Below are 24,261 nucleotides of genomic sequence, written 5' to 3'. Positions count from 1 at the left end.
CAGCGCTCTGACGGGCACGTTCCATCGTCGGAAGTCACATCACACCGGTATCTTGGCGGCGCGCAACCATCAACCGCACTAAAGCGTCACATGAAGGGCGGCGTCTCCGCCGCCCCGCCTGCCCCGACCCCTGTCCCCCCGCCCGAACGACGACCCCCAGAGGAGCCGCTCCCGAGTCCGCCCGCCGCGGCTCGCGCTCCGACGGCCGCCACGGCCTCACCCGGAAACGGACCGATGCAGCCCGAACCCTTCACCCTCCTGATGACCGTCTACGGCGGTGACCGTGAAGAGTACGTCCGGGACGCCTTCCGCAGCGCGGTCGACGACCAGACGCTCCGCCCCGACCAGGTGGTGCTGGTCCAGGACGGTCCGGTCCGGCCGGAGCTCGCGGTGGTGCTGAAGGAGCTCGTGGCGGCCAGCCCGGTCGAGGTGACGTTCGTCCCGCTGGAGGTCAACCGCGGTCTCGGGCCCGCGCTGGACGCCGGCCTGCAGGCCGCCCGGCACGACATCGTCGCCCGGATGGACGCCGACGACATCGCGATGCCGCACCGCTTCGAGCTGCAGGTCCCGCTGGTGCGCGCGGGCGCCGAGCTCGTCGGCGCGGGACTGCTGGAGTTCGGCCGCGACACCGAGGACGTCGTCGGCCGCCGCATCCCGCCGAGCGACCCGACCGACATCGTCCGCTACTCGCGGCTGCACGACCCGTTCAACCATCCGACGGTCGTGTACCGGCGCAGCGCCGTCATCGCCGCGGGCGGCTACGGCGACCTGCCGCTGATGGAGGACTACTGGCTGTTCGTCCGGATGATCGCCGCCGGCGCCCGGCTGGTGAACGTCGCCGAGCCGCTCGTCTACTACCGGGTCGGCGACGGCGCCTACCACCGCCGCGGCGGCCGCGAGCTGCTCCGTTCGGAGCTGCGGCTGCAGCGCGAGATGCTCGCGGAGGGCTTCATCTCGCGGCGCCAGTACGTGCGCAACGTCCTCGTCCGGGGCGGCTACCGCCTCGTGCCCACGGTGATCCGGCGGCCGTTCTACCGGATGCTGGTCGCCCCGTACGGCGCCCGCCGCAACGCGGCGAAGGCCGCGGAGGCGGCGGACGCGGCCGCCGCGAACGCGGCCGCCCGGCTGCCCGCCATGGTCATCACCGACCCCGCCCTCACCGAGCCCGCCGGCGACCTGGTCGCGTCCGGGGGCGACCCGACGATGACCGTCCCCGACCGGCCCGCGTACCGGCCGCGGCACGCCCGTCCCGACGACGACGTGCAGACCGGCTACGACATCTGGCCGGCGTACGGCGCGCAGGACCCGACGACCGCCGACCCCCGGGAAGGCTGACCCGCCCCCGGCCCGGCTTGGACCGTGCCGGGGAACGGGGCGCCGCGGACCCGGCGGCCGTGCCGGGCCCGCGGCGGCGTCCGCTACGCGGCGGCGTCCGCTACGGGACGGGGCGGCTCCACAGGACGGGCTGCTCACCGCTCTGCCCGACGGTGTCGCCGACGCCGAGCAGCGACCCCCCGACGACGCCCAGCCCGGTGACCTGCTGGTCGCCGGCGCCGGACAGGCCCTTGCCGGTCGGGGACGACGCCGTCCACGTCGAGCCGTCGGCGGACGTCCACGACACGACGTCCCGCGCGCCCGGCTCGCCCGTCGTGCCGGCGGCGGCGAACCCCTTCGGCGTCGCGGTCAGGGCCGTCACCGTCAGCTTCGTCCCGCCGCCGGGCGAGGACAGCGGCCGCCACGTCCGGCCCGAGTCCGTCGACACGTAGCCGAGCCAGCCGAGCCCCTGCGGGGTCGCCGCGAGCCCGGTGGCGACCACCGTGGCGCCCTTGGCGGCGACATGGGTGAGGTGCCCCTCCTTCACGCCGCCGGGCAGCTTGAGCTCCTGGAGCGTCCACTGCTTGCCGTCCGCCGACGTCCACACGTTCGGGTGGTTGCCGTTGCCGTCGTGGCCTCCGCCGACCGCGATGTAGCCCGACGAGCCGCCGGTCACGTCCAGCATCCAGTGGCCCGCGCCGGCGCGGCCCTCCAGGGCGTTCGCGGCGGCGCTCTTGCCGCGCTCCCAGTTCTTCAGGTCGGCGGAGAACCAGGTCGCCGCCGACGGGCCCTCGGTGCCGACGACCACGTACCCGGCCGGGCCGCTCGTGGCGGCGGCCGTGACCGGCATGCCGTGCCCGCTCCCGGCGAACGCGCCGGCGGTGTCGGCGGCCCGCCAGGACGCGCCGTCCTGCGAGGTGACGACGAGCGGGCGGCGGGGCGAGGACTGGTCGTAGCCGACCGCCAGCCAGCCGGCCTTCCCGTTCGCCACGTCGACGAGCCGCTGCGGCCCCGGGCGGGTGAACGCCGCGCCGAGCCCCTGCGCCTCCTGCCAGGACGAACCGTCCTTGGACGTCCAGACGGCGGCGTCGCCGGACGCGCTGCCGACCGCGACGGCGAGCCCGCCGGCCGACCCGACGTCGCGGACCGTGTGGTCGGGGCGGAGCGCGCCGGGCACCTTCGACAGGTCGACGGGGACCGCGGCGCCGTGCCCGTCCCAGACGCTCAGCAGCGGGTCGCTGTCGCCGCCGCCGGGCTCGCTGCCGACGACCACCGTGTCGTCGCCGGCCAGCGCCGCGCCCTTCAGCTCGCGCCCGGCCTTGGACTCCGACGCGCCCGCGTCCTGCCAGGTCCGCCCGTCGGTGCTCCGCGACAGCAGCACGTCGCGGCCGCGGACGACGACGGCCGCGAAGCCGCGCTCGCCGCCGAGGACCAGGCTGGTGCGCCGGTAGCCGCTCGTGCTGAGCGTGCCGGCCTTGGTCCAGGAACTGCCGTCCTTGGAGACGAACGCCTGGCCGCCCGCCGCGACCTCGCGCATCGCGAGGAAGCCGGCCGGGCCGCCGCCGATCTCCAGGCCGCGGCTGCCCTTCGGCACCGGCACCTCCGAGACCGCCCAGGTCCGGCCGCCGTCCTCGGACCGCCACACCTTGCGGTAGGGGCCCTGCTTGCCGCCCTTCGGGGTGATGAGCGCCTCCAGCAGGACCACCTTGCCGGCGGCGGCCGCCTGGACGAGCGAGAAGCTCCCGTTCTCCACGTGCAGGCCGATCTGGTCGCCGGCGCGGGCCTCCCAGCGGCGGCCGTCGCCCGACAGCCAGGCGACCGGGACCGCGTCGCTGAAGTCGCCCTTCTGGCTCCGCTCGCCGATGGCGAGGAAGCCGGAGTCGGTGCCGACGATGCGCTCCACCCGGCTGTGCCCGCCGAAGGCGTCCCCGACCGGGTCGGGCTGGCGGGTCCACTCCTGCCCGTCGGTGCTGGTCCACACGGCGCCGCCGCCGGTGCGGGCGCCGACGGCCACCCAGCCGCGCGACGAGCCGCCCACCGCGGCGGGCACGTCGCCGGGAGCGGGGACCGCGCCGCCGGTGCCCTTGAGGTCGGCGGGCTTGAAGGTGCGCCCGCCGTCGGCGGACACGAGGAACAGGCCGCGCGCGCTCTCCGGGTCGCTCTCGCCGCCGACCGCCACGACGGTCGACCCGACGGAGGCGACGCCGGTGATCTGCTGGTCGCGGCCGTCGGTCTGCGCCGAGCGGCCGACGGGGAACAGGGCGCCGGCCAGCCGGGCGCCGCCGTCGCCGGTGTCCCCGCCGTCCTTGCCGCCGGTCAGCCGCGGCACGAGCACGACGCCGCCGGCGACGAGCGCCGCCACGGCGAGCACGGCGACGCCGATGAGGATCGGCTTCTTGGAGCGCTTCGCGCCGCCCTTCCTCTTGGGCTCGGTGCGCCACGGCTCGTCGAGCGCCGGCGGCGCGGGCATCGCGTGCGGGGGCGGCTGCGCCGACAGCGGCCCGGGGAGCTGCTGCGGCGGGACGCCCGGGATGTCCTGGGCGTACGGGAACGGCTCGGGTGCGCTGGGTGCGGGCCTGCTGTCCGGGATCTCCTGTGCCCACGGGAAGGGTTCAGGGGCCGGCTGCGGCGCGGCCTGAGCGGGGCCCGGGATCTCCTGCGCCCACGGGAACGGCTCGGGCGCGGAGGCCGGGGGCGCGCCCGGCATGTCCTGGGCGTACGGGAACGGTTCCGGCGCGGCGGGCGTGCCGGGGATGTCCTGGGCGTACGGGAACGGCGCGGGCGGCTGCGGTTGCTGCTGCGCGAAGGGCGGGGGCCCGGTCGGCGGCTGGACCGGGGGCGGCGGCGCGGGCTGCGGGTCGCCGGCGCCGAGCCGCTCGACGCGGGTGACCTCGGGGTCGCGGGCGATGGGACGCTCGACGCGGGTGACGTCCGGGTCGTCGTCGTCCTCCTCGTCGTCGCTGCCGGTGCCGCCGAGCCATGCGGACGCGTCCAGGATGGTCTGGTCGCCGATCGGGCCGTCGGTGCCCGGACCGGCGGGACCCGCCGGGCCGGCCGGGCCGGGGAACGGCGGGAGCGCCGGGGGAGCGGGCTCGTCGTCCGAGCCGCCGGGCGGGCTCCCGGCCCGGCCGCCGGGCGAGAACACCTGCGTGCGCATGGTGCCGCTGATGTCGATGTCGCCGACCGTCCGGTCGGACTCGGTGTCCTCCGGCTCGGGCGGCGGCTCACCGAACGGCGGCGGCTGCTCGGCCGGCTCGGGCAGCAGCGGCGCGGCACCGGACGGGCCCTGCTCGTTCAGCCACTGGGGAGGCGGCGGCGCCTGCCCCGGCCGCCCGGCGTCGGAACGGCCGTCCCCGGCCTCGCCGGGCTCACGGGTGCCGTCCTGGCCGGACCCGTGGTCGCCGTCCTGGTTTCCGGTCGAAGTCACGCCCGCACTCCCCGCCTGAGGTCACTACACGTCGCCCGCGTGTCCGATGGTCGTGAGCGATGATAATGGGGCATTCGCCCCCGGGCGCCCGCGATGCGGGCGGTACCGCCGTCACCCGGCCTTCAGCCGCCCGTTCATCCACTGCATGATCTCGGGGGTCAGCCGGGTGAAGGTGCCGAAGTTGTGGCCGCCGTCGGCCGGGAACAGGGTGTCCACCCGCAGCGGCGGCTTGACCAGCCGGATGAACTGCTGCGCCTGCCGGTAGCCCTTCTCGACCTTGCTGGAGGCCAGCAGGACGGACGTGGGCGGCGACGGCAGGTGCCCGGCCCGCCAGATCAGGTCGTTGTCGTTGCGGACCTGCGCGCTGCCGCCGTACAGCTCGCCGGTGGTCGGGTCCTTGATCGCGTGCAGGTAGCCGCCGAGGGAGGCGCCCGCGACGAACCGGTCGGAGTGCATCATGGCCAGCTTGACCGCGCAGTACCCGCCGGTCGACTGGCCGATGACGCCCCAGCCCTGCTCGCCGGGCGTCAGCCGGTACGTCGCGCTCAGCGCCGCCGGGACGTCCTGCGCGAAGAACGTCAGGGACTGCGGCCCGCTCGGCACGTCCGTGCACTCGGTGTCGCGGGGCGGGGCGACCATCGTCCGGGTGATGACGTAGACGGTCGGCTGGATCGTTCCGCTGCGCATGTCCCGGGCCGCGAGCTTCACCATCGACTGCCGCTCGATGATGCCGCGCGGGTCGCCCGGGTAGCCGGCGAGGACGAGCGCGACCGGGAACCTGCGGTCCTTGAACTCCGGCTGGAAGTACTGCGGCGGCAGGTAGACGAACGCCTGCACCTGCAGCCCGGTCCGCGCGCCGTGGATCGTCGTCTGCTCCAGCCGCCCGTCGCGGGCCGGGTCGTGCAGGCCCTGCTGCACCGACAGCGGCGAGACGGTGCGCGGCAGCGGGCCGCCCGACCAGGCGCCCTGCCCGGCCCTGGCGCCGTGCACGGCGACGGGTCCGTCCAGCTGGCCGAACAGGTCGCTCCAGCTGTTGTAGAAGACGAAGTAGGCGTTCATCCCGGTGACGAGGGCGAGCGTGATGAACAGCTGGCAGCCGGCCAGCAGCCCGCCGCGGGCGGCCTGCGGGCCGAGCCCGCGCCCGGTGATCCTCGGCAGTGCCCACAGCGTCCCGGCCAGCGCCGCCGCGGCGAGCAGGCAGACGAGGACGACGAAGGCCGTGCTGGTCAGCTGCATGGGTCGTGCTCCCCCCTCATCGGACCGTCCTCCCGGCGCGCCCGCCTGGCCCGGTTCACCTTTTCCGTCGGATCACTGGTCTGTCTGGATCACCCGGTCTGCCCAGCGGCGGTGCACCCCTGCCCGGCGCAGTGCACGAACGCGTACAGCTGGTTCGACAGCTGCCGCCGCCGCTGCTCGGGCAGCCGCCCGGCGGTGTTCCGCAGCTCGTCCGGGTCGCGTGTCAGGTCGTAGTACTCGCGCTCGCCGTCGGCGTACTCGACGTAGAGCGCGTCGTTCGTGCGGATCGCGTTGTAGGTGGTGGGCGCGCCGGGCGCGGAGTCCTGCCGGTCCGGGTCGTCGCGCGACGGTGCGGGCTTGACGTGCTCGATCAGCACGGCCTGCCGCCACCCGTCCGGCGTGCGGCCCTGCAGGAACGGCACCAGCGACCGGCCGTCGGTGCCGGGCCCGGCGGGCAGCCCGGCGAGGCCGAGGAAGGTGGGCGCGAGGTCGGTGTTCTGCGCGAACGCGCCGACGCGGCGTCCCGCGCCGACGCCGGGCCCGGTGACGACGTAGGGGACGTGGATGTCGATGTCGAACGCGGTCATCTTGCCGCCGGCGAGCCGGTGCTCGCCCATGTGGAACCCGTTGTCGGACCCGAAGACGACATAGGTGTCGCGGTCGATGCCGAGCTTCGCCAGCTCGCCCCGCAGCCGGCCGATCATGTCGTCGACGGACCGGACCATCCGGACGCGGTCGCGGAACCCCTCGTCGATCCGGGCGATGGCGCGCTTGCCCAGCTTGGGGTGCTTGCGCAGCCAGGACGGCTTGTCGCTGACGTCCTTCTCGTTGAACGACGGCGACCGGGGCGCCTTCAGATGGGGGAAGCTCTTGGCGTACTTCGGCGCGGCGACGAACGGGCCGTGCGGCGCGAACGTCGAGATCTCCATGAAGAACGGCTGCGAGGTGCTCCCGGCGCGCCGGACGAAGTCGGCGCCCTTGTTCGCCAGGACGTCGGTCAGGTAGTCCTGCGGCTTGTGCCCGTAGGAGACGAGGCGGCCGTTCTCGTTCAGGTTGTAGCCGTACTCGGGGTAGCCGTTGCCCGCGACGTACCACTCGCTCCAGCCGGGCGGCACGTACGGCTCCGCGCCGCCCTGGGCGTCGGCGGGCTGGTAGCCGTTCATGTACTTGCCGAGCAGCGCGGTGCGGTACCCGGCCTTCTGCAGCGCGGGCGCGAACGCGTTCTGCTCCCCGGCGCGCTGCTTGAAGACCTCGTAGCCGCCGAGCGGCGGGAAGTTCGTGCGGACCCCGGTGTTGTGCGGGTAGCGGCCGGTGAAGATCGTCGCGCGGGACGTGCAGCACAGCGAGTCCGCCATGTAGAACCGGTCGAAGGTCAGGCCGTCGCGCTGCATCCGCTGCACCTGCGGCATGTGCGGGACGAGGTTCCACGACAGGTCGTCGGTGAGCACGAAGATGATGTTCGGCTTCTTCGCCGCGGCGCCCGGCGTGCCACCGCGCTTGCCGTGGCCGGTTCCGGACCCGCCGCTGCAGCCGCCCGCCGCGAGCGCGGCCAGCAGGCACAGCAGGGCGGCCACCGCGCGTCCGCGCACGCGCGCCGGCGCGGGCCGGCCCGATCGCACGCGCGGGCGGAGCCGCCGTTGTCGGGTCAATGTCCGCCTTTCCCTCCGGGCGCGGGGGCGCGGCGCGTCCGGCCCGCGGTGCCCCGGCGCGGGCTCGCGCCGCGATCGGTGATCGGTTCCGGCCTGCAAGGGTAACCAGCCCTGCGGTGATTCGTGCACTTGGCGCCGGTTCGCGGTCCGATGCGGCTTGTTGGCATCATGCGGGGGACGTGCGAGGGAGGGCGGGGATCTGCGAGAGCTCGGGCTGCCGAGACCGCCGGTGGGCGGGACCGCGATCAGCGCCGTCCTGGCGCTGGTCGTGGCGCTGGCCGCCTCCTGCCTGCCCGGCGCGGCGGGGCCCGGCGACGCCCGCCGCGCGGCCCACTCCGCCGCCCCCCGGCCGCGCGCCGCGGCCCCGCCGCCGGCGCCCGCCGGCACCCAGGCGCCGCTGACCCCGCCCGGCTACTCGCCCGTCGAGCCGGTGATCGACGGGTGGTTCGCCGACCCGACGGTGATCAAGGTGGACGGCCGGTACTACGCCTACGGCACCAACAACGGGGACGCGACGATGCCCGTGGCGACCGCGCCGTCGCCGGAGGGCCCGTGGACCCGCTCGCCCGGCGACGGCCTCGCCCGGCTCCCGTCCTGGGCGCAGGCCGGACGCACCTGGGCGCCCGAGGTCGTCCCGCCCCGCGCCGGATCGGGCGCCTACGTGCTGTACTTCTCCGCCGCGCGCCGGGACCGCGACGTCCAGTGCATCGGGGTCGCGACGTCGGCCTCGCCGGCCGGGCCGTTCGTCCCGGTCGACGGGCCGCCGCTGGTGTGCCCGCTGGACCTCGGCGGCGCCATCGACCCGTCCTCCTACATCGAGACGGACGGGACGCGGTACCTGCTGTACAAGAGCGACGCCAGGAAGACCGCGGCGATCTACCTCGTGCCGCTCACCGCGGACGGGCTGCGCGTGAACGGGCCGGCCAAGCGCATCCTCGGCCACGACCGGAGCGAGCCCGTCCTGGTGGAGGCGCCCGACCTGGTGCGGCGCGGCGGCCAGTACGTGCTGCTGTACTCGGCCGGCTGGTACTTCCGCTCGGACTACCAGACCCGCTACGCGATCGCGCCGTCCCTGGAGGGCCCGTACCGGAAGCAGCCGCGCCCGGTGCAGTCCACCGGCGCGTACGGGGGCGCGGTCGAGGGGCCTGGGAGCGCGGACGTCCTCACCGACGAGACCGGCGACCACCTGGTCTTCCACGGGATCCTGAAGCACCACGGCGGCTCGACGGTGGACCGCGGGATGTTCGTGGCCTCGCTCGGCTGGGACGGGTCCCGGCCGGTCGTCCGGGGCGTGCCCGCCCGGTTCGAGGCCGAGCGGGGGCGGCTGAACGGCTGCGTCGCCGCGCTGCCGCGGCCGAACGCGTCGGGCGGCTCGGCCGTCGGCCCGTTCGACCGGGACGGCTGCCGCCTGGACGTCCCGGTGTTCGCGCCGGCCGCGGGCCGGTACTCGGTGCGGATCGGGTACGCCGACCGGTCGGGCGAGGCCGCGCACCTGGCGCTCTCGGCGAACGGCGCCGCCGCCTCCACGTTCACGCTGCGCGAGACCGGCGACTCGGACTGGGCGTCCGCCACGGTCGGCGCCGTCCTGAACGCGGGATGGAACACGCTCAGCCTGTCGCGGGTCGACGGGCAGGGCCAGGTCGACTACCTCGAACTGCGCTAGGGCTTCGCCGGCGCGGTGCGGCGCGGCTTCGGAACGGCGCGCTTCGGCGCGGTGGTGGAGCGCGGTTTCGGGACGGCGCGCTGCGGCTTGCCGGCGGTCCCGCGCGCCGACGGTGACCGGTACGGCCCGGTCCGCACGTAGAGGGTCAGCGCCCCGCCCTTGAACCTCCAGTTGCCCGCGATCCTCCAGGGACCGGTGGCGTCGATCATCTTCATCCGCTTGAAGACGAGAGGCCCGGGGTTCACGTTCACGGCTCTGGCGCGCGTCAACAGCCACACCCGTTCGGAGTGGATGAGCGGGCCGCGCAGCTGCCAGGGGAGCTTGTCGCGGCCCTCGAAGTTGCCCGCGTGGACCGGGTCCTCGGCCATCCCGATGTCGCGCAGGCGGCCGAAGGCGTCCGGGTAGGCGGCCGCGTCCCAGCGGGCGACGCCGTTGATGTAGATGATCGCGTCGCCCTTGTGCGCCTCGCGGCGCACGACCTGCGCGGGGGTGCGCATGTCGTCGAGCTTGGAGTCGTGCCGCCGCAGGGCGGTCTGCGGCTGCACGGCCGGGACGGCCAGCACCGCGACCGCGGCGGCGAGCAGCAGCCCGCCCAGCCAGGGGCGGCCGAGGGCGGCGATCCGGGCCAGCCCGGCGCCCATCAGCAGCGTCAGGGCGGGGACGGAGAACAGGACGTACCGGAAGATGAACATCGGGTCGGCCACCAGCGACGCGAGGAGCAGCAGCGCCGACGGCACGATCAGCCAGGGCAGTGCGAGGACGGTGAGCGAGATGCTGCACCCGTCCGTGCTCGCGTCTTCCTCCGAGCCTCCGGCGCCCTCCGCACCGCGCCTCTTCACGCCCACGCAGGCGCCGATGAGCGCCGCGGCCAGGGTCGGCCAGACCAGGTCCCGGCCGCCGGTCAGGAACTTCACCAGCTGCCAGACGAGCGGCCACGACGGCCGGGGCAGCCAGGCGACCTGCACGGACTGGGTCTGCGCGGCCAGCGCGAGCGGGACGAGGAGCGCGCCGCCCAGGCCGCCGCAGACCGTCCAGCGCAACCATGTCCGGGGGGCCTTGGCGCGCGCGATCAGGAGCGTCGCACCGTGCGCCGCCAGCAGCAGGACGCTGTCGAGGTGCAGGAGGCCGAGCACGAGGATCGCGGCGCCGTAGCCCGCGAACCAGCGCCACGGATGCGGCTCCCGCGGGTGGACCCCCCGGATGAGCAGGTAGGTGGCCAGCACCGCGACCGCGGCGACCATCGCGTACGAGCGGGCCTCGTGCGCGTACGTCGCGACGGGGATGGACCCCGCGTACGCCAGCCCGGCCAGCAGGCCGGCCGCCCGCCCGGCGCAGCGCCGCCCGATCACCGCGATGCCCGCGGCCGCCGCCGCGGTCGCGAGCGCGCTCGGCAGCCGCAGCGCCGTCTCCCCGTTGCCGAAGACCGCGATCCACACCTTCATGGCCAGGTAGTAGAAGGCGTGCACGAGGTCGAGGTGCTGGAACAGGCGCAGCATCTCGCCGACGGGACGGCCCGTCGCGCTGATCGTCGCGGACTCGTCCAGCCAGAAGGCCGGGCGGCCGATGTAGGTCAGGGCGAGGGCGAGCGCGGCGGCCGCCGGGACGAGCGGCACCGCCCACCGGGCGAGCCGCCCCTGCGGGCCGGCCGCCTGCCGTGTCGCGGGGTCAGCGAGTACGGCGCTCGTCATCGTCGGGGACCTCCACTCCGACCTCGCGCAGCAGGTCGGCCGTCGGCTTCGGTCGGGTGAGCAGCCCGTCCCGCAGGCCGCGGAGCATGGCGCGGCGCAGCACCGCGCGGTCGCCGGACCCGGCGAAGGTGCGCGTCCAGCGCCGGAGCGTGGACCCCGCGTACAGCGCGCGCTCCGGCGGCGCGAGCCCGGGACTGCCGCTGAACAGCCAGATCTTGTTGCGGACCTCGTAGAAGAAGCGGTCGCCGGGGTCGGCGTCCGCGCCGCCGAACTCCTTGGTCTTGTGCACGACGACGCTGCGCGGGCACAGCACGCCGCGGCGGCCGCGCAGCAGCCGGGTGGTGAACTCGAAGTCGTCGTTCCACAGGAAGTAGTCGGCGACGGGCAGCCCGCGCTCCCGCACCGAGGCCGCGTCGACCAGGACGGAGACGAACGACGCGGAGCGGACCGGCATGCACCCGGCGGCCTCCGCGATCTCCCGCTCGGCGGGCGGGGTGCGGGGCTTGGCGCGCGGGGTGTTCATCGGGTGGTCGCGGCCGTCGGTCCACACGACCCTGCTCGCGACGAGCGCGGGCGGGCCGTCGGCGGCGGTCGCCCGGTCGCGGGCGGCGAGCAGCTCGCGCAGGGCGTCCGGCTCGGGCACGGTGTCGTCGTCGAGCAGCCAGAGCAGGTCGGTCCCGGCGTCGAGGGCGCGCGCCATGCCGGCGCCGAAGCCGCCGGCGCCGCCGATGTTGCGGGGGAGGACCAGCAGGTCGGTGTCCGGGAAGCCGCTCGCGACGGCCTCGGCGGTGCCGTCGGAGGAGGCGTTGTCCACGACGACGACGCGGTCCGGGCGGCGCGACTGCGCGGCGAGCGCCGCCAGCGCCTCCTCCAGCAGCGCGCGCCGGTTGAAGGTGACGACCACCGCGGTGACGGACGCGGGCGCGGCGGCGCCCTCCGCCGGTCCGCCGGTCACGGGGTGCGCCGGCCGGTCGCGCGGCGGGCGGCCCGCTGCAGCGCGGGCGGCGCGGCGGCCGCCGCCTGCACCAGGCGGTCCAGGTTCTCCCGGACGTCGGCGAGCTCGCCCTGCACGTGCGCGAGCCCGATCCGCTCGCTCGCCCTGGCCAGCTCCCGCAGCAGCGCGGCGGCGACGCCGACGGACGCGGACGCGACCAGCTCGTCCGGCACGTCGCCGGGGAGCAGCACCGTGTCCGGGTGCCGGGAGGTGGTCAGCTCGTCGAGGTCGCCCGCCACCCGGTAGCCGGAGGCGCGCAGCGACCCGGCGAGCTCGCGGGTCCGCCCGGCGGCCCAGGCGGCGTGCCGGGCGGGCAGCCCCATCCGGGTGCGGCCGGTGTCGTCGGTGCCCTCGGCGAGCCCGTGCCCGATCAGGTACTCGCGGACGAGCCGCTCGTAGTCGCCGCCCAGCGCCGGCGCGATCTTCTCGTTGAGCCGGCGCAGCAGCTCCGCCTCGATCGCCGACAGCGGCTCGTCCTCGGGGATCCCGCCGAGGTCGCAGGCGCCGGCGGGGATGCCGGTCAGCGCGGCGAACCGCTCCCACAGCAGGCCGGGGCGCTCCCCGGGCGGCGGGAGGGTGAGGACGTGGATGCGCTCCTTCGGCACCACCGCCTCCCAGGTACCGAGGACCCGGACGGCGTCGTGCAGCCCCCAGAACATCTCCCCGTACGGCTCGGGGGCGGCCGGGCCGAGGGCGACCAGGTCGTCGACGAACCGCTCGAAGGAGATGGTGTGGGTGTGCCGGATCTGCTCCTGCCAGTCGAAGATCAGCTGCCAGCCGAGGTCGCGGGTCGCGAACACCACGTGCACCTCGGCCGGTTCCAGCGCCGCCACGGCCCGCTTGGCCTGCGGTTCGGTGGCGCCGCCGAGCAGGCCCTGGGAGAAGACGGCGGTCGGGCCGTCCCAGTCGTGGACGCGGCGGGCCATGCGCTCCCACGCGCCGTCCCAGGCCGGGTCGCGGTGCCCGCCCCAGCTCATCTCGCGCAGGTCCATGACCGCGCCGAAGTGCTCCTGCGGGCCCGACAGCGGGTAGCAGACGCCCGCGTCGCCGAGGCGCCGCCGGTTGGCCCACAGCGCCTCGTGCAGGAACGCCGTGCCGGCTGTCGGCGCGCCGACGTGCAGGTAGACGGTCTTGCCGGGCCGGTTCCCGCCCATGGTCACCCCGTGTTCGTCTCGACGTCGGATCGGCCGCCGCGCTGGATCCGGCGGTAGGCGCCGCGCAGCTGCCGCACGGCCGGGTAGCGTTCGGCGGCCCGTTCGGAGAGCGGCGCCGCGTCGTGGGCCAGCCGGGCGGTGTGCTCGGCCAGCGCTGCCGTCTCGGCGCGCAGCAGGCCGATGCGGTCGGCGACCGGCACCGCGGCGCCCTCGACGTCCGCGCCGCGCCGGTCCTCCTCCAGGAGGCGCCGCAGCAGCGCCGCGATGGCGTCGGTCCCGACGTCGGCCATCTCCGCTCCGGAGGGGGCGGCGGAGGGCCGGCCGCGGGGCGCGGTGGGGATCAGGTCGTAGAGGTCGCCGACGACGTGGTAGCCGGCCGCGCGCAGGTCCTCGACGGTCTCGATGGCGCGTTCCGTCGCCCACATCAGGTCGCCGGCGGACAGCGCTATCTTGGTCGGCGCGCGCCTGGCGGTCAGCACCTCCTGCGCGAGGTGCAGCTTGACCTGCTCGTTGTAGACGTGCCAGCCGACGCGCTCGTCGAGGGCGTCGTTGAGGTCGCGCAGGAACAGCGTCTCGGCGAGCCCGAGCGACGGGTTGGAGAACGAGCCGGCGAGGTCGTACCGCCAGGGGGACAGGCCGACGGCCGCGCAGAAGCGCTGCCAGAGCAGGTCGCGGGGCGCGCCGGGCGGCGGGAGCGTGACGACGTGGACGCGCTCGGGCGGCAGCTCCACGCTCCAGCGGGCCAGCACCGCGACGGGGTCCTGGAGGCCCCAGAACAGCCGGGCGGTCTCGAAGCTGCGCCAGTCGGCGCGCCGCAGGGCGGCGACGAAGTCGTCGAAGTTCGTGGTGAACCGGTTCTTGACGTCCTCCTGCCAGTGCGCGGGCAGCTGGCGGGCGAGGTCGCGCACGGTGAACACGACGTGCACGTCGGCGAAGTCCAGGTCGGCCATGGCCTGCCGGGTGTAGCGGATCCGGGCGGGCGCGAAGAGCTCCTGGGAGATGATCGTGGTGCCGGGGAAGTCGCGGGCCGCGCCGACGATCTCGTGCCAGGCGCCGCGCGTCGAGGGGTCGGAGGCGTCGCGGAAGAAGGTCCGGCGCAGGTCGAAGGCTGCCCTGACGTGGGCGGCGGGGTCGCGGCCGGGATAGTTGAAGCCGTGCCGGCGCAGCCGGTCCCGGTTGTGCCAGAGGACGTTCTGCAGGTACGTCGTGCCGCTCTTGGCGGCTCCGACATGCAGGAAGACCGCGGGGCGCGCGCGCTGCGCCGTGCTCTGGGAGGTCGGGGCTGCCACCGCGTTCCTGAGTTCGTGCCTCGGTACCGATCGAACGCCGGGTATCTTAGCCCCATTCCGTACCATTGGCCCGGCTGATGCCTGTCTGTACAGCCGAGTCTTCCGCTCTCCCGAACGGGGATGGACGCCGTCCAGTGAACATTGATCTCGTGGTGGCCGGTTCCGGATTCTTCGGACTGACGGTCGCCGAACGGTGCGCGGCCGACCTCGGCCTGCGCGTCCTCGTCCTCGACCGCCGCGGGCACATCGGCGGCAACGCCTACAGCGAGGACGAGCCGGAGACCGGCATCGAGGTCCACCGGTACGGCGCCCACCTCTTCCACACGTCCAACGAGCGCGTCTGGGAGTACGCCAACCGCTTCACCTCGTTCACCGGGTACCGGCACCGCGTCTACTCCACCTTCAAGGGCCGCGTCTACTCGATGCCGATCAACCTCGGCACCATCTGCGAGTACTTCGGACGCGCCTTCACCCCCGACGAGGCGCGCGCGCTGATCGCCGCGCAGGCCGCCGAGGTGACCGCCCCCTCCAACCTGGAGGAGAAGGCGATCTCGCTGATCGGCCGGCCGCTGTACGAGGCGTTCATCCGCGGCTACACCGCCAAGCAGTGGCAGACCGACCCCCGCGACCTGCCGGCGGAGATCATCACGCGGCTGCCGGTCCGGTACACCTTCGACAACCGCTACTTCAACGACGTGTACGAGGGCCTGCCGGTCGACGGCTACACGGCCTGGCTGGAGCGGATGGCCGACCACCCGCGGATCGAGGTGCGGCTCGACACCGACTTCCTCGACATGCGCGACGACGTCGTCGGCAACGTCCCCGTCGTCTACACCGGCGCCCTCGACCGCTACTTCGGCTACGCCGAAGGCGACCTCGGCTGGCGGACCCTGGACTTCGAGATGGAGGTCAAGCCGACCGGCGACTTCCAGGGCACCCCGGTGATGAACTACGCCGACGAGGACGTCCCCTTCACGCGGATCCACGAGTTCCGCCACTTCCACCCCGAACGGGACCGCTACCCCGCCGACAAGACCGTGATCATGAGGGAGTACTCGCGCTCCGCCGCCCGCGGCGACGAGCCGTACTACCCGATCAACACGGCCGCCGACCGCGCCCGGCTGCTGGCCTACCGCGACCTCGCCCGGGGCGAGGACGGCGTGCTGTTCGGCGGGCGCCTCGGCACCTACAAGTACCTCGACATGCACATGGCGATCGCGAGCGCCCTGAGCATGGTCGACAACCGGCTGCGTCCCCATTTCGCCGATGGTGCGCGTCTTGACAACGGAGGCGAGGACGAGTGACGGATCTGACCGAAGCGCCGGGCACGGGCGGAAGCGACGGCGAGGACGCGCCCCTGCGCGTCCTGCAGCGCGTCGTGATGCCGGTGGACCGCGACCTCGACGTGCTCAAGCTGTACGTGGAGGGGGAGATCGCACGGGGCGCCGACGCGGTCGCCGCCTCGACCGAGGCCGAGGCCGCCCTGGACGCGCCGGGCGACGACGTCGGACGCCGCAGCGTGGTCGTGCCGGTCGGCCGGCGCGTCTCGTTCGCCACCTACTTCAACGCCTTCCCGGCGAGCTACTGGCGGCGCTGGACGTCGGTCGAGGACGTCGTGCTGCGCGTGCGCGCCCGCGGCGAGGGCACCGTGATCGTCTACCGGTCCAGCTCCAAGGGGCACGCGCAGCGGGTCGCCTCCGTCCGGATCGACTCCGAGACCTCGCAGGAGGAGACGTTCGAGCTCAGCCTCCGCCCGTTCATCGACGGCGGCTGGTACTGGCTGGACATCCTCGCGGGCGAGCGCGACGCCGTGCTGGAGCGCGCCGAGTGGTGCGCGGCGCCGGGCACCGGCGGCGGGCACGTCCGGCAGGGCCGGGTCAGCCTCGGCATCACCACCTTCAACCGGCCCTCGTTCTGCGTCGACCAGCTCCTCGCGCTCGGCCGCGCGGGCGAGGTGCTCGACGTGGTCGACCGGATCTACGTCGTCGACCAGGGCAACGAGAAGGTGCGCGACGACGACCGGTTCGCGGAGGCGGCGGACGCGCTCGGCGCCCGGCTGCGGCTGATCGAGCAGCCGAACCTCGGCGGGTCCGGCGGCTTCTCCCGCGCGATGGACGAGACGCTCCAGGCCGGGACCAGCGACTACGTCCTGCTCCTCGACGACGACGTGGTGACCGAGACCGAGGGCGTCCTGCGGGCCGTCGCGTTCTCCGACTTCGCCCGCACGCCCACCATCGTGGGCGGCCACATGTTCAACCTGTTCGTCCGCTCGCAGCTGCACGCCTACGGCGAGGTCATCGCCAAGTACCGGTGGTGGTGGGAGGAGGCGCCGAGCACCTGGCGCGAGCACGACTTCGCCAAGCCGGCCGTCCCGGAGGCGCTCATCGAGGCGTCCGGCCCGAACGCGCGCGCGAAGAAGAGCGCGGGGAGCCTGCGGCAGACCCCGTGGCTGCACCGGCGCGTCGACGTGGACTACAACGGCTGGTGGATGTGCATGATCCCGGTCGACGTGCTCCGCAAGATCGGCCTGTCGATGCCGATGTTCATCAAGTGGGACGACGCGGAGTACTGCGTCCGGGCCGGCGCGGCCGGCTTCCCGACCGTGTCGCTGCCGGGGATGGCCGCCTGGCACGTCCCGTGGCAGGACAAGGACGACGGCATCGACTGGCAGGCGTACTTCCACGAGCGGAACCGGCTGGTCACCGCGCTGCTGCACTCCCCGTACGACCGGGGCGGCAACCTGGTCAAGGAGAGCTTCATCATCACGGTGAAGCACGCGCTCGCGATGCAGTACTCGGCCGCGGAGCTGATGCTGTCGGCGATCGAGGACGTGCTGACCGGGCCCGGGCACCTGCACGGGGGGATCGCCGGCAAGCTCGCCGAGATCAACGCGTTCCGGACCGCGTTCCCCGACGCGCAGAACCGGCCGAGCCACGAGGAGTTCCCGCCGGTCCGCCGCAACAAGCCGCCGAAGCGGGGCCGCGGGTTCAAGGCGCCGCGCGGCAAGGTGAACGTGCTGGCGAGCGCGATGCTCGGCACGGTCAAGCAGCTGCGCCCGCTGGACCCGGGCGCGCGCGGCAACCCGCAGGTGGTGGTCCCGCACATCGACCGGCACTGGGGGCTGCTGTCGCAGGTGGACAGCGCGCTGGTCTCCTCGGCCGACGGCACGAAGGTGGCCTGGTACCAGCGCGACCCGGAGCGGTTCCGGCGGATCCTCAAGCGGGCGTCGGTGCTGCACGCCCGGCTCAGCCGGGAGTGGCCGGAGCTGACCGGACGGTACCGGGCGGCGATGGACGAGCTGGCGTCGCCGGAGGCGTGGCGCCGCACGTTCGAGTCCGCGGAGCAGTCCGCTCCCGTGCGTCCTTCGAGGTCCGGCGGGGAATGACGGTCACCGGTACGGAGCCGGTCCCGCTGCGGCCGCCGGGCGACAGCGGCGGCCTGCGCGAGACCTTCCGGAACAAGTACCTGCTGCGGCTCCTGGTGCGCCGGGAGCTGCGGTCCCGGTACAAGGGGTCGTTCCTCGGCCTCGGCTGGTCGTACGTGCGGCCGGCGGTGCAGTTCCTCGTGTACTTCTACGTCGTCGGCGTCTTCCTCGGGACGAACCGGTCGCTGGAGGACTTCCCGGTCTACCTGTTCTCCGGGATGGTGCTGGTCAACCTGTTCACCGAGACGCTGCACTCGACGACCCGGTCGGTGACGGGGAACGCGCCGCTGGTGCGGAAGGTGTTCCTGCCGCGCGAGCTGTTCCCGACGGCGTCCACGCTGGTCTCGCTGGTGCACTTCCTGCCGGGCGTCATCATCGTGATGGTGGCCTCGCTCGCGGCGGGGTGGCGCCCGTCGGCGGCGGCGCTCGGCGCCGGCGCGCTCGGCCTCGCGATCGTCATCGTGCTGGGGTTCGGCGTCGGGCTGATCTTCGCCGCGGTGAACGTCTTCTTCCGCGACCTGGAGCAGGTCGTCGACATCTCGATGATCGTCATCACCTGGTCGGTGCCGATGATCTACCCGTGGACGGCCGTGAGCGGCAAGGCCCCGGGATGGGTGCTCGACCTGTACCTCGCCAACCCGCTCGTCAGCGCGATCTCGCTGTTCCAGCGGGCCTGCTGGTACCCCGGGACGGACGGGACCTTCGTCTTCCCGCCGCACCTGTACGGGCGCGCCGGCATCGCCCTCACCGCGAGCGTGCTGATCCTGATCGCGGGGCGGCTGGTCTTCGCCCGCCTGCAGAAGCGTTTCGCCCAGGAGCTGTAGCCGTTGACCCCCTCGATCGTGATCGACTCCGTGTCGAAGCACTTCACCCTGCGCCACGCGCACTCCTTCAAGGAGATGAGCGTGCGCGCCTTCCGCAGGCAGCGGCTGTCGGACCGGTTCACCGCGCTGGACCGGGTGAGCGTCACCCTGCACCAGGGCGAGACCGTCGCGCTGATGGGCCTCAACGGGTCCGGCAAGAGCACGCTGCTGAAGCTCATGTCGGGCGTCATGCAGCCCGACGAGGGGTCGGTGCGGGTGCGCGGCCGCATCGCCGGGCTCATCGACGTCGGCGCCGGCCTGCACCCCGAGCTCACCGGCCGCGAGAACGTCTACCTCAACGGCGCGATCCTCGGCATGTCCCGGGCGGAGATCCAGCGCAAGTTCGACGCGATCGTCGACTTCTCCGGCGTCGAGCGGTTCCTGGACGACCAGGTGAAGTTCTACTCCTCCGGCATGTTCATGCGGCTGGCGTTCTCGATCGCGGCGCACACCGAGCCGGACGTGTTCCTGATCGACGAGGTGCTGGCGGTCGGCGACCCGCCGTTCCGGGAGAAGTGCCTCGCGCGCATCCGGGAGCTGCGCGGCGAGGGCCGGACGATGGTGATCGTCGCGCACGACATCCAGATGCTGGTGGGGCTGTGCGACCGCGGCGTCACGATGCGGCAGGGCCGGGTCGTCTACGACGGGCCCACCGAGGAGGCCGGGCGGCTCGTCCGGGAGGACCGGCAGGCCCGCCGGGCGGCGGCGATGGGAGAAATCGGTGGATAGATCGGCGGATAAGGTGTCCCGAGCCGCGGCGCGGCGCGGTCGCCGGCCCGGACGGGGGGCCAGGCCGGAACACTGGGAAGGAAAGCGGCGATGAGCGCGAACGAGGCCGGTCATCCCTTGCTCGACAACGTCTACCGGATCGTCGCCGACGGGACGTGCTCCGTGCTGTCCCTCGACATCTTCGACACCGTGCTGTGGCGCCGCGTGCCGCGCCCCACCGACGCGTTCGCTCTGCTCGGCGCGCGGCTGCGCGAGCAGGGCCTGTGCCCGGCGTGGGTGAGCGACGCGACGCTGCGGCGGATGCGGATCGGCGCCGAGGAGCGGGCCCGCCGCAGCCGCGACACCCTCGGCACCGAGGTCTCGCTGTTCGACATCTGGCGGGCCATGCCGGAGGGGCTGTTCGCCCCGGCGGAGCTGGACCGGCTCGTCGCCGCCGAGGTGGCCCTGGAACGCGAGATCACCGTGGTGGACCTGGACGTCGCCGAGGTCGTCAAGGCCGCGCGCAAGCAGGACATCGACGTCGTCCTGGTCTCCGACACCTACTTCACCCAGGACCAGCTCGCGCACCTGCTCGACCGGCCCGAGCTCGGCCCGATGGAGGACGTCCGGATCTTCCGGTCCAACCAGCACGGCACCGACAAGGCGTCCGGCCTGTGGGAGATCGTGCTGCGCGACCTCGGCCGCAGCCCGGAGCAGATCGTGCACGTCGGCGACAACGAGGTCGCCGACGACGAGGTGCCGGCCGGGCTCGGCGTGCGGACGGTCCACTACCGGCGGCTGGACGAGGCCTACACCGAGGTGCTCGAACGCGAGCACGAGCCGCTGCGCCCCGCCGGCGAGCACGCCCCCGACCTGGACGAGCGGCACGGCGACCTCGGCCTGACCAGCCTGCGGGCCAAGGCCGTGCAGGCCGGCGGCCCGTTCGCCACCTCCGCGCTGGAGACCGCCCACCGGTACGGGGCGGGCGTGCTCGGCCCGGTGCTGACCGGCTTCGCCGAGTGGATCGCCGAGCGGGCCGTCGCGAACGGCACCCGGATGCTGTGGTGCCCGATGCGCGAGGGCGAGCTGCTGTCCGCGCTGATCAACGACGCGGCGCGGGCCCGCGGCTGGGACCTGGAGGCCAGGCCGGTCTGGCTGTCGCGGTTCGTGACGTCGCTGGCCGGGCTCGACCCCTTCGACACCGACGCGGTGCACGCGTTCGTCCGCAGCGGCTACCAGCTGACCGTCCGGCAGGCGCTGTCGGTGCTGGAACTGCAGCCCGGCGACGTGCCGGGCCTCGCGACGGAGCTGGACACCGTCGTCGACAACGGCGACATCGCCGACCGGGTCAGCAAGGCGCTGACCGAGACCCCGCACCTGTGCAACCGGCTCGCGGTCACCGTCACCGCGGCGCGCGAGCGGCTGATCCGGTCGCTGCGCGAGGCGGGCGCGCTCGACGGCACCGAGCTGACCCTGGTCGACCTCGGCTGGGGCGGGACGATCCAGCGGCAGCTCGCGCGGGTGCTGCGGATCGCCGGGATCGACATCGCCCCGTCCGGGTACTACCTGGCCACCGACGACCGGGCCGAGCGGCTGTACCTGGCCGGGCTGCGCGCCGAGGGCTACCTGGCGCAGGCCGGGCACCCGGCGGAGGTCGCCGCGACGGTCACCCGCAGCCCGGAGATCGTGGAGCAGTGCGTGAACGCGCTGTGCGGGTCGCTGATCGGCTTCACCGAGGAGGGCGGGCCCGTCCTCGGCGACACCGCCGACTCGCCGTCGCAGAACGCCGAGCGCCGGACCGTCCAGGACGGCATCCTGGCGTTCCAGCGCCGCTGGAACCGGTACGTCGCGGCGTCCGAGGGCACCTGGCCGAGCCTCACGCTCCCGGCCGCGCGGGACCGGCTGTCGCGGATCCTCATCTCGGCGCTGCGCTCGCCCACCGCCGACGAGGCCGCCGTGTTCGGCAACTGGGTGCACGAGGACAACTTCGGCTCCACGCTGGTCACCACGCTGCTGCCCGCCGACCTGAAGCCCGCGATCCCGTACCTGTCGCCCGGCGACCTGGAGGACCTGCACATGCGGGACTCCTTCTGGCCCGCGCTGCTCGCCGCGTCCGACACCGGGCTCGGCGCCGCCGCCCGCGCCATCGCCGACGGCGCGATCCGCGCCGCGGACTTCGACCCGTCCGGCGAGGGCTACGAGACGCGGCTGCGGTACCGGACGGCCGACGACCGGTGGCACGATCCGATGCGGCGCCGCGTCCGGATCAACCACAACGGGCTGTCGTTCGCCCGGTTCGCGTTCGAGCACCACGACACCGTCGACATCTCGCTGGCGATCCCCGGCCGGCCCGCGATCGTGCGGGTCGACTGGATCGAGGCGCGGGTCGTCGCCGGCGGGCGCCGCACCGAGCAGGTGCTGCGCTGGGACAAGCCCGAGGACTTCGTCGGCCTGCACTACGCCGACTGCCGCTACCTCGGCGGCAACCTGATGGAGTTCGACACCTCCTACGCGGCGGTGTGGCTGCCGCTCGCCCGCCGCGCGGGGGCGCCGGTGGTGTCGTCCGGGCAGATCACCGTCGCGTTCGCGATGCTGCCGCAGTCGATGACGGGCATGGCGCCGCGGATGCCCGTCGACCGGAAGGCCGCGCGCGCCGCGCGGACCGCGCGGCTCACCGACAGGCTCCGCGAGGAGTACCGCGCCGCGGGCGTGCGGGGCGTGGCGGCAGGGGCGTCACGAGTGGCCAGGAGGAAGCTCGGCGATGGTTGAGCACGGCGAGGAGATGAGGGGGTCCCGCGAGGACCCGCACCGGCAGGCCCGCGCGGCCCGCGAGCTGCCGATGCTGCTGCATTCGATGTCGGTGTTCCGGGAGCTGTTCGCGGTCCTGTTCGCCTCCCGCGAGATCGGCACGGTCGTCGAGGTCGGTGTGGAGTCCGGCCAGGTCAGCTCCGTGTACGCCGACCTCGGCGCGCGGGTGTACTGCGTCGAGCCGAGCCCGGACGAGGGGCTGCGCGCGGTCCTGGACGCCGACCCGCGGCTCAACCTGGTCGAGGAGCACTCCCCGGCGGCGCTCGACGGGCTGCCCACCGCCGATCTGTACGTGCTGGACGGCGACCACAACTACGCGGTCGTCCGCGCGGAACTCGACTGGATCATGCGGAACGCCCCCGACGCGGTGGTCGTCCTGCACGACGTGCTGTGGCCGTCGAGCCGCCGCGACTTCTACTACCAGCCGACGACCCTGCCGTCAGGGGACGTGCACCCGGACACGGCGGACGGCCCGACGGTCTGGCACGACGACGTCACCCCCGCGGGGTTCGTCGGCCGCGGCGCCTTCACCGCCGCGGCGCACGCCGGCGGGGAGCGCAACGGCGTCCTCACGGCCGTCGAGGACGCGGTGGCCGGGAGCGGCGCCGGCTGGCGGCTGGAGATCGTCCCGGCGGTGTTCGGGTTCGGCGTGCTCGTCCGGGACGGGGCGCCGGGCGCGGAGCGGATCTTCGAGGCGCTGCGGCCGTTCACCTCGTCCGCGCTGCTCGCGACCATGGAGAACAACCGGATCGCGCTGTACTCGCGCGTCCTCCAGCTGCAGTACGAGGCCGTGTCGCGCGCGGACGACGCGAACCGGCTCGCCGAGGCCATCGCCGTCCAGCAGCAGAAGATCGAGCAGCTGCGGGCCGAGCTCGGCCGCGCCACCGCGGGCGCGCCGGCGCGACCGTCCGCCGCGGAGCGGGCGGCGAAGAACCGGGCGGCCGGCGACTACGTCACCGACGTCGCCATGCACAGCGCCACGTGGGGGACGTTCCTCGAACCGGACCCCGCCCTCGCCGACGCGGAGAAGCTGCACGAGGTCCTCGGCATCCCGATCCTCGGCGGGCACCGCGCGGACCTGGAGGCGTTCGCCGGCCACAACACGGTGTTCGACCGCATCGCCGCCCGGGTCGGCGCCGGCGGCCTCGGCTACGAGGACCAGGGCAGCAACAAGCACTACTTCGACCTGTTCGGCCGCGCCGAGGCCCACCACCAGGAGCTGACCCGGCTCGTCGACGTCGGCGTCTTCATGGGCGGCTCGTCCGTCGTGCTCGCCGGCTGCGTCGAGCCGATGGGCCTGGAGCTGGACCTCGTCGACGTCAACCACGCCTACCTGCAGTTCACCTACGAGCGGCTGCGGCGGATCTTCCCGGGCGCCATGGGGCGGGTCCGGATGTTCCACGGCGACCTCCCCACCTACGTGGAGAAGGTGCTGCTGGAGGAGAGCCCGGTGCGCGCCATGGTCCACCACGACGGCGCGCACGCGTTCGGGCAGGTCGTGAAGGACCTCAGCGCGCTGTACTTCGCCCGCGACCGGGTGCACAGCCTCGCGCTCAAGGGCACCCACCTGCGCGGCGACATCGCGCACTCCAACTTCGTGGACGCCGCGGCCTACGCCATGTTCGGCGCCGACGTGAAGTACGAGCCGATCGGGGCGCAGTTCCCGCCGGACGCGCCGGTGACGAACCCCGACCAGTGGGCGGGGAACTACTTCCTGCCGGGCCGGCCGGAGGGCATGTACATCAGGTTCGGCGGCCTGGACTGGAAGTACCCGCATCGGACGATGACGCTGGAGGCGTTCCTTCCGGGGAAGGCGGAGCCGCAGGAGTGACCGCCTCGGGGCCGCCCGCCGCGGCGGCCCCGAGGCGTCCGGCCGGCGGCCGGCGTGGCCGGGTGCGGCCACCGTGGGGCGGGTGGGGTGTCCGGTGTTCGCCGCAGGTGAACCGTGTGACCGAATTGGCGGTTCGTGTCGCACTTCTCGGCCCATGTTCGGGCGAACGTGACACGCGACCCCGGCAGGCTCTTTACTCTTGCCGTGTAGGCG

15 protein-coding genes are annotated in these 24,261 nt (G+C 74.2%); 8 read left to right on the top strand and 7 right to left on the bottom strand.

The window, feature by feature from the left end:
* Nucleotides 1-234 precede the first annotated feature (234 nt).
* Nucleotides 235-1,335 (top strand): glycosyltransferase, encoded by a 1,101-nt coding sequence (locus tag J4709_RS21735; RefSeq protein ID WP_232383853.1) that lies wholly within the window; start codon nucleotides 235-237, stop codon nucleotides 1,333-1,335.
* A gap of 100 nt (nucleotides 1,336-1,435) precedes the next feature.
* Here the strand turns inward: J4709_RS21735 and J4709_RS21730 are convergent, their stop codons facing one another.
* The 3 genes from J4709_RS21730 to J4709_RS21720 form a co-directional block, all read right to left on the bottom strand.
* Complete coding sequence (locus tag J4709_RS21730) at nucleotides 1,436-4,741, bottom strand: WD40/YVTN/BNR-like repeat-containing protein (protein ID WP_208243565.1); 3,306 nt, start codon at nucleotides 4,739-4,741, stop codon at nucleotides 1,436-1,438.
* 111 nt (nucleotides 4,742-4,852) lie between these two features.
* Nucleotides 4,853-5,977: an alpha/beta hydrolase gene (locus J4709_RS21725; RefSeq protein WP_208243563.1), complete on the bottom strand. Its 1,125-nt coding sequence runs from the start codon at nucleotides 5,975-5,977 to the stop codon at nucleotides 4,853-4,855.
* A gap of 89 nt (nucleotides 5,978-6,066) precedes the next feature.
* Nucleotides 6,067-7,551 (bottom strand): sulfatase family protein, encoded by a 1,485-nt coding sequence (locus J4709_RS21720; RefSeq protein ID WP_208243561.1) that lies wholly within the window; start codon nucleotides 7,549-7,551, stop codon nucleotides 6,067-6,069.
* Between the two features lie 304 nt (nucleotides 7,552-7,855).
* Here J4709_RS21720 and J4709_RS21715 point away from each other — a divergent pair, with 304 nt between their 5' ends.
* Nucleotides 7,856-9,289, top strand: coding sequence for a family 43 glycosylhydrolase (locus J4709_RS21715; RefSeq protein WP_208243558.1), 1,434 nt, complete (start codon nucleotides 7,856-7,858; stop codon nucleotides 9,287-9,289).
* Here J4709_RS21715 and J4709_RS21710 read toward each other — a convergent pair.
* From J4709_RS21710 to J4709_RS21695, 4 genes are read right to left on the bottom strand one after another with little or no spacing between them, the layout of a single operon-like run.
* A complete protein-coding gene (locus J4709_RS21710) occupies nucleotides 9,286-10,977 on the bottom strand; it encodes a glycosyltransferase family 39 protein (protein ID WP_208243557.1) in 1,692 nt (563 codons plus the stop codon). The genes J4709_RS21715 and J4709_RS21710 overlap by 4 nt on opposite strands.
* Nucleotides 10,955-11,932: a glycosyltransferase gene (locus J4709_RS21705; RefSeq protein ID WP_307801418.1), complete on the bottom strand. Its 978-nt coding sequence runs from the start codon at nucleotides 11,930-11,932 to the stop codon at nucleotides 10,955-10,957. Before J4709_RS21705 ends, J4709_RS21710 begins: the two co-directional genes overlap by 23 nt.
* Nucleotides 11,929-13,125: a hypothetical protein gene (locus tag J4709_RS21700; RefSeq protein ID WP_208243555.1), complete on the bottom strand. Its 1,197-nt coding sequence runs from the start codon at nucleotides 13,123-13,125 to the stop codon at nucleotides 11,929-11,931. Before J4709_RS21700 ends, J4709_RS21705 begins: the two co-directional genes overlap by 4 nt.
* Nucleotides 13,126-13,127: 2 nt before the next feature.
* On the bottom strand, nucleotides 13,128-14,414 hold the full coding sequence (locus J4709_RS21695) for a hypothetical protein (protein WP_208243552.1): 1,287 nt from the start codon (nucleotides 14,412-14,414) through the stop codon (nucleotides 13,128-13,130).
* 134 nt (nucleotides 14,415-14,548) lie between these two features.
* Here J4709_RS21695 and glf point away from each other — a divergent pair, with 134 nt between their 5' ends.
* From glf to J4709_RS21665, 6 genes are all read left to right on the top strand, one after another.
* Nucleotides 14,549-15,718 carry a UDP-galactopyranose mutase gene (glf, locus tag J4709_RS21690; protein WP_307801417.1) on the top strand — a complete coding sequence of 390 codons (1,170 nt, stop codon included), beginning with the start codon at nucleotides 14,549-14,551 and terminating at the stop codon, nucleotides 15,716-15,718.
* Complete coding sequence (locus J4709_RS21685; RefSeq protein WP_307801416.1) at nucleotides 15,715-17,799, top strand: glycosyltransferase; 2,085 nt, start codon at nucleotides 15,715-15,717, stop codon at nucleotides 17,797-17,799. The genes glf and J4709_RS21685 overlap by 4 nt, the downstream gene beginning before the upstream one ends.
* On the top strand, nucleotides 17,796-18,662 hold the full coding sequence (locus J4709_RS21680) for an ABC transporter permease (RefSeq protein ID WP_208243548.1): 867 nt from the start codon (nucleotides 17,796-17,798) through the stop codon (nucleotides 18,660-18,662). The genes J4709_RS21685 and J4709_RS21680 overlap by 4 nt, the downstream gene beginning before the upstream one ends.
* Nucleotides 18,663-18,665: 3 nt before the next feature.
* The gene (locus J4709_RS21675; RefSeq protein WP_232383851.1) at nucleotides 18,666-19,430 is read left to right on the top strand and encodes an ABC transporter ATP-binding protein; all 765 of its coding nucleotides are present in this window, start codon (nucleotides 18,666-18,668) and stop codon (nucleotides 19,428-19,430) included.
* Nucleotides 19,431-19,520: 90 nt separating this feature from the next.
* Nucleotides 19,521-22,178, top strand: a complete 2,658-nt coding sequence (locus tag J4709_RS21670) for an HAD family hydrolase (protein WP_208243547.1) — start codon at nucleotides 19,521-19,523, stop codon at nucleotides 22,176-22,178.
* Nucleotides 22,171-24,048, top strand: coding sequence for a class I SAM-dependent methyltransferase (locus J4709_RS21665; RefSeq protein ID WP_208243545.1), 1,878 nt, complete (start codon nucleotides 22,171-22,173; stop codon nucleotides 24,046-24,048). The genes J4709_RS21670 and J4709_RS21665 overlap by 8 nt, the downstream gene beginning before the upstream one ends.
* Nucleotides 24,049-24,261: the final 213 nt, after the last annotated feature.

It is taken from the genome of Actinomadura violacea (assembly GCF_017573465.1).
Taxonomy (GTDB): domain Bacteria; phylum Actinomycetota; class Actinomycetes; order Streptosporangiales; family Streptosporangiaceae; genus Spirillospora; species Spirillospora violacea.
The sequence above is the reverse complement of the archived record's forward strand: the minus strand, read 5'-3'. Positions and strand labels throughout refer to the sequence as shown.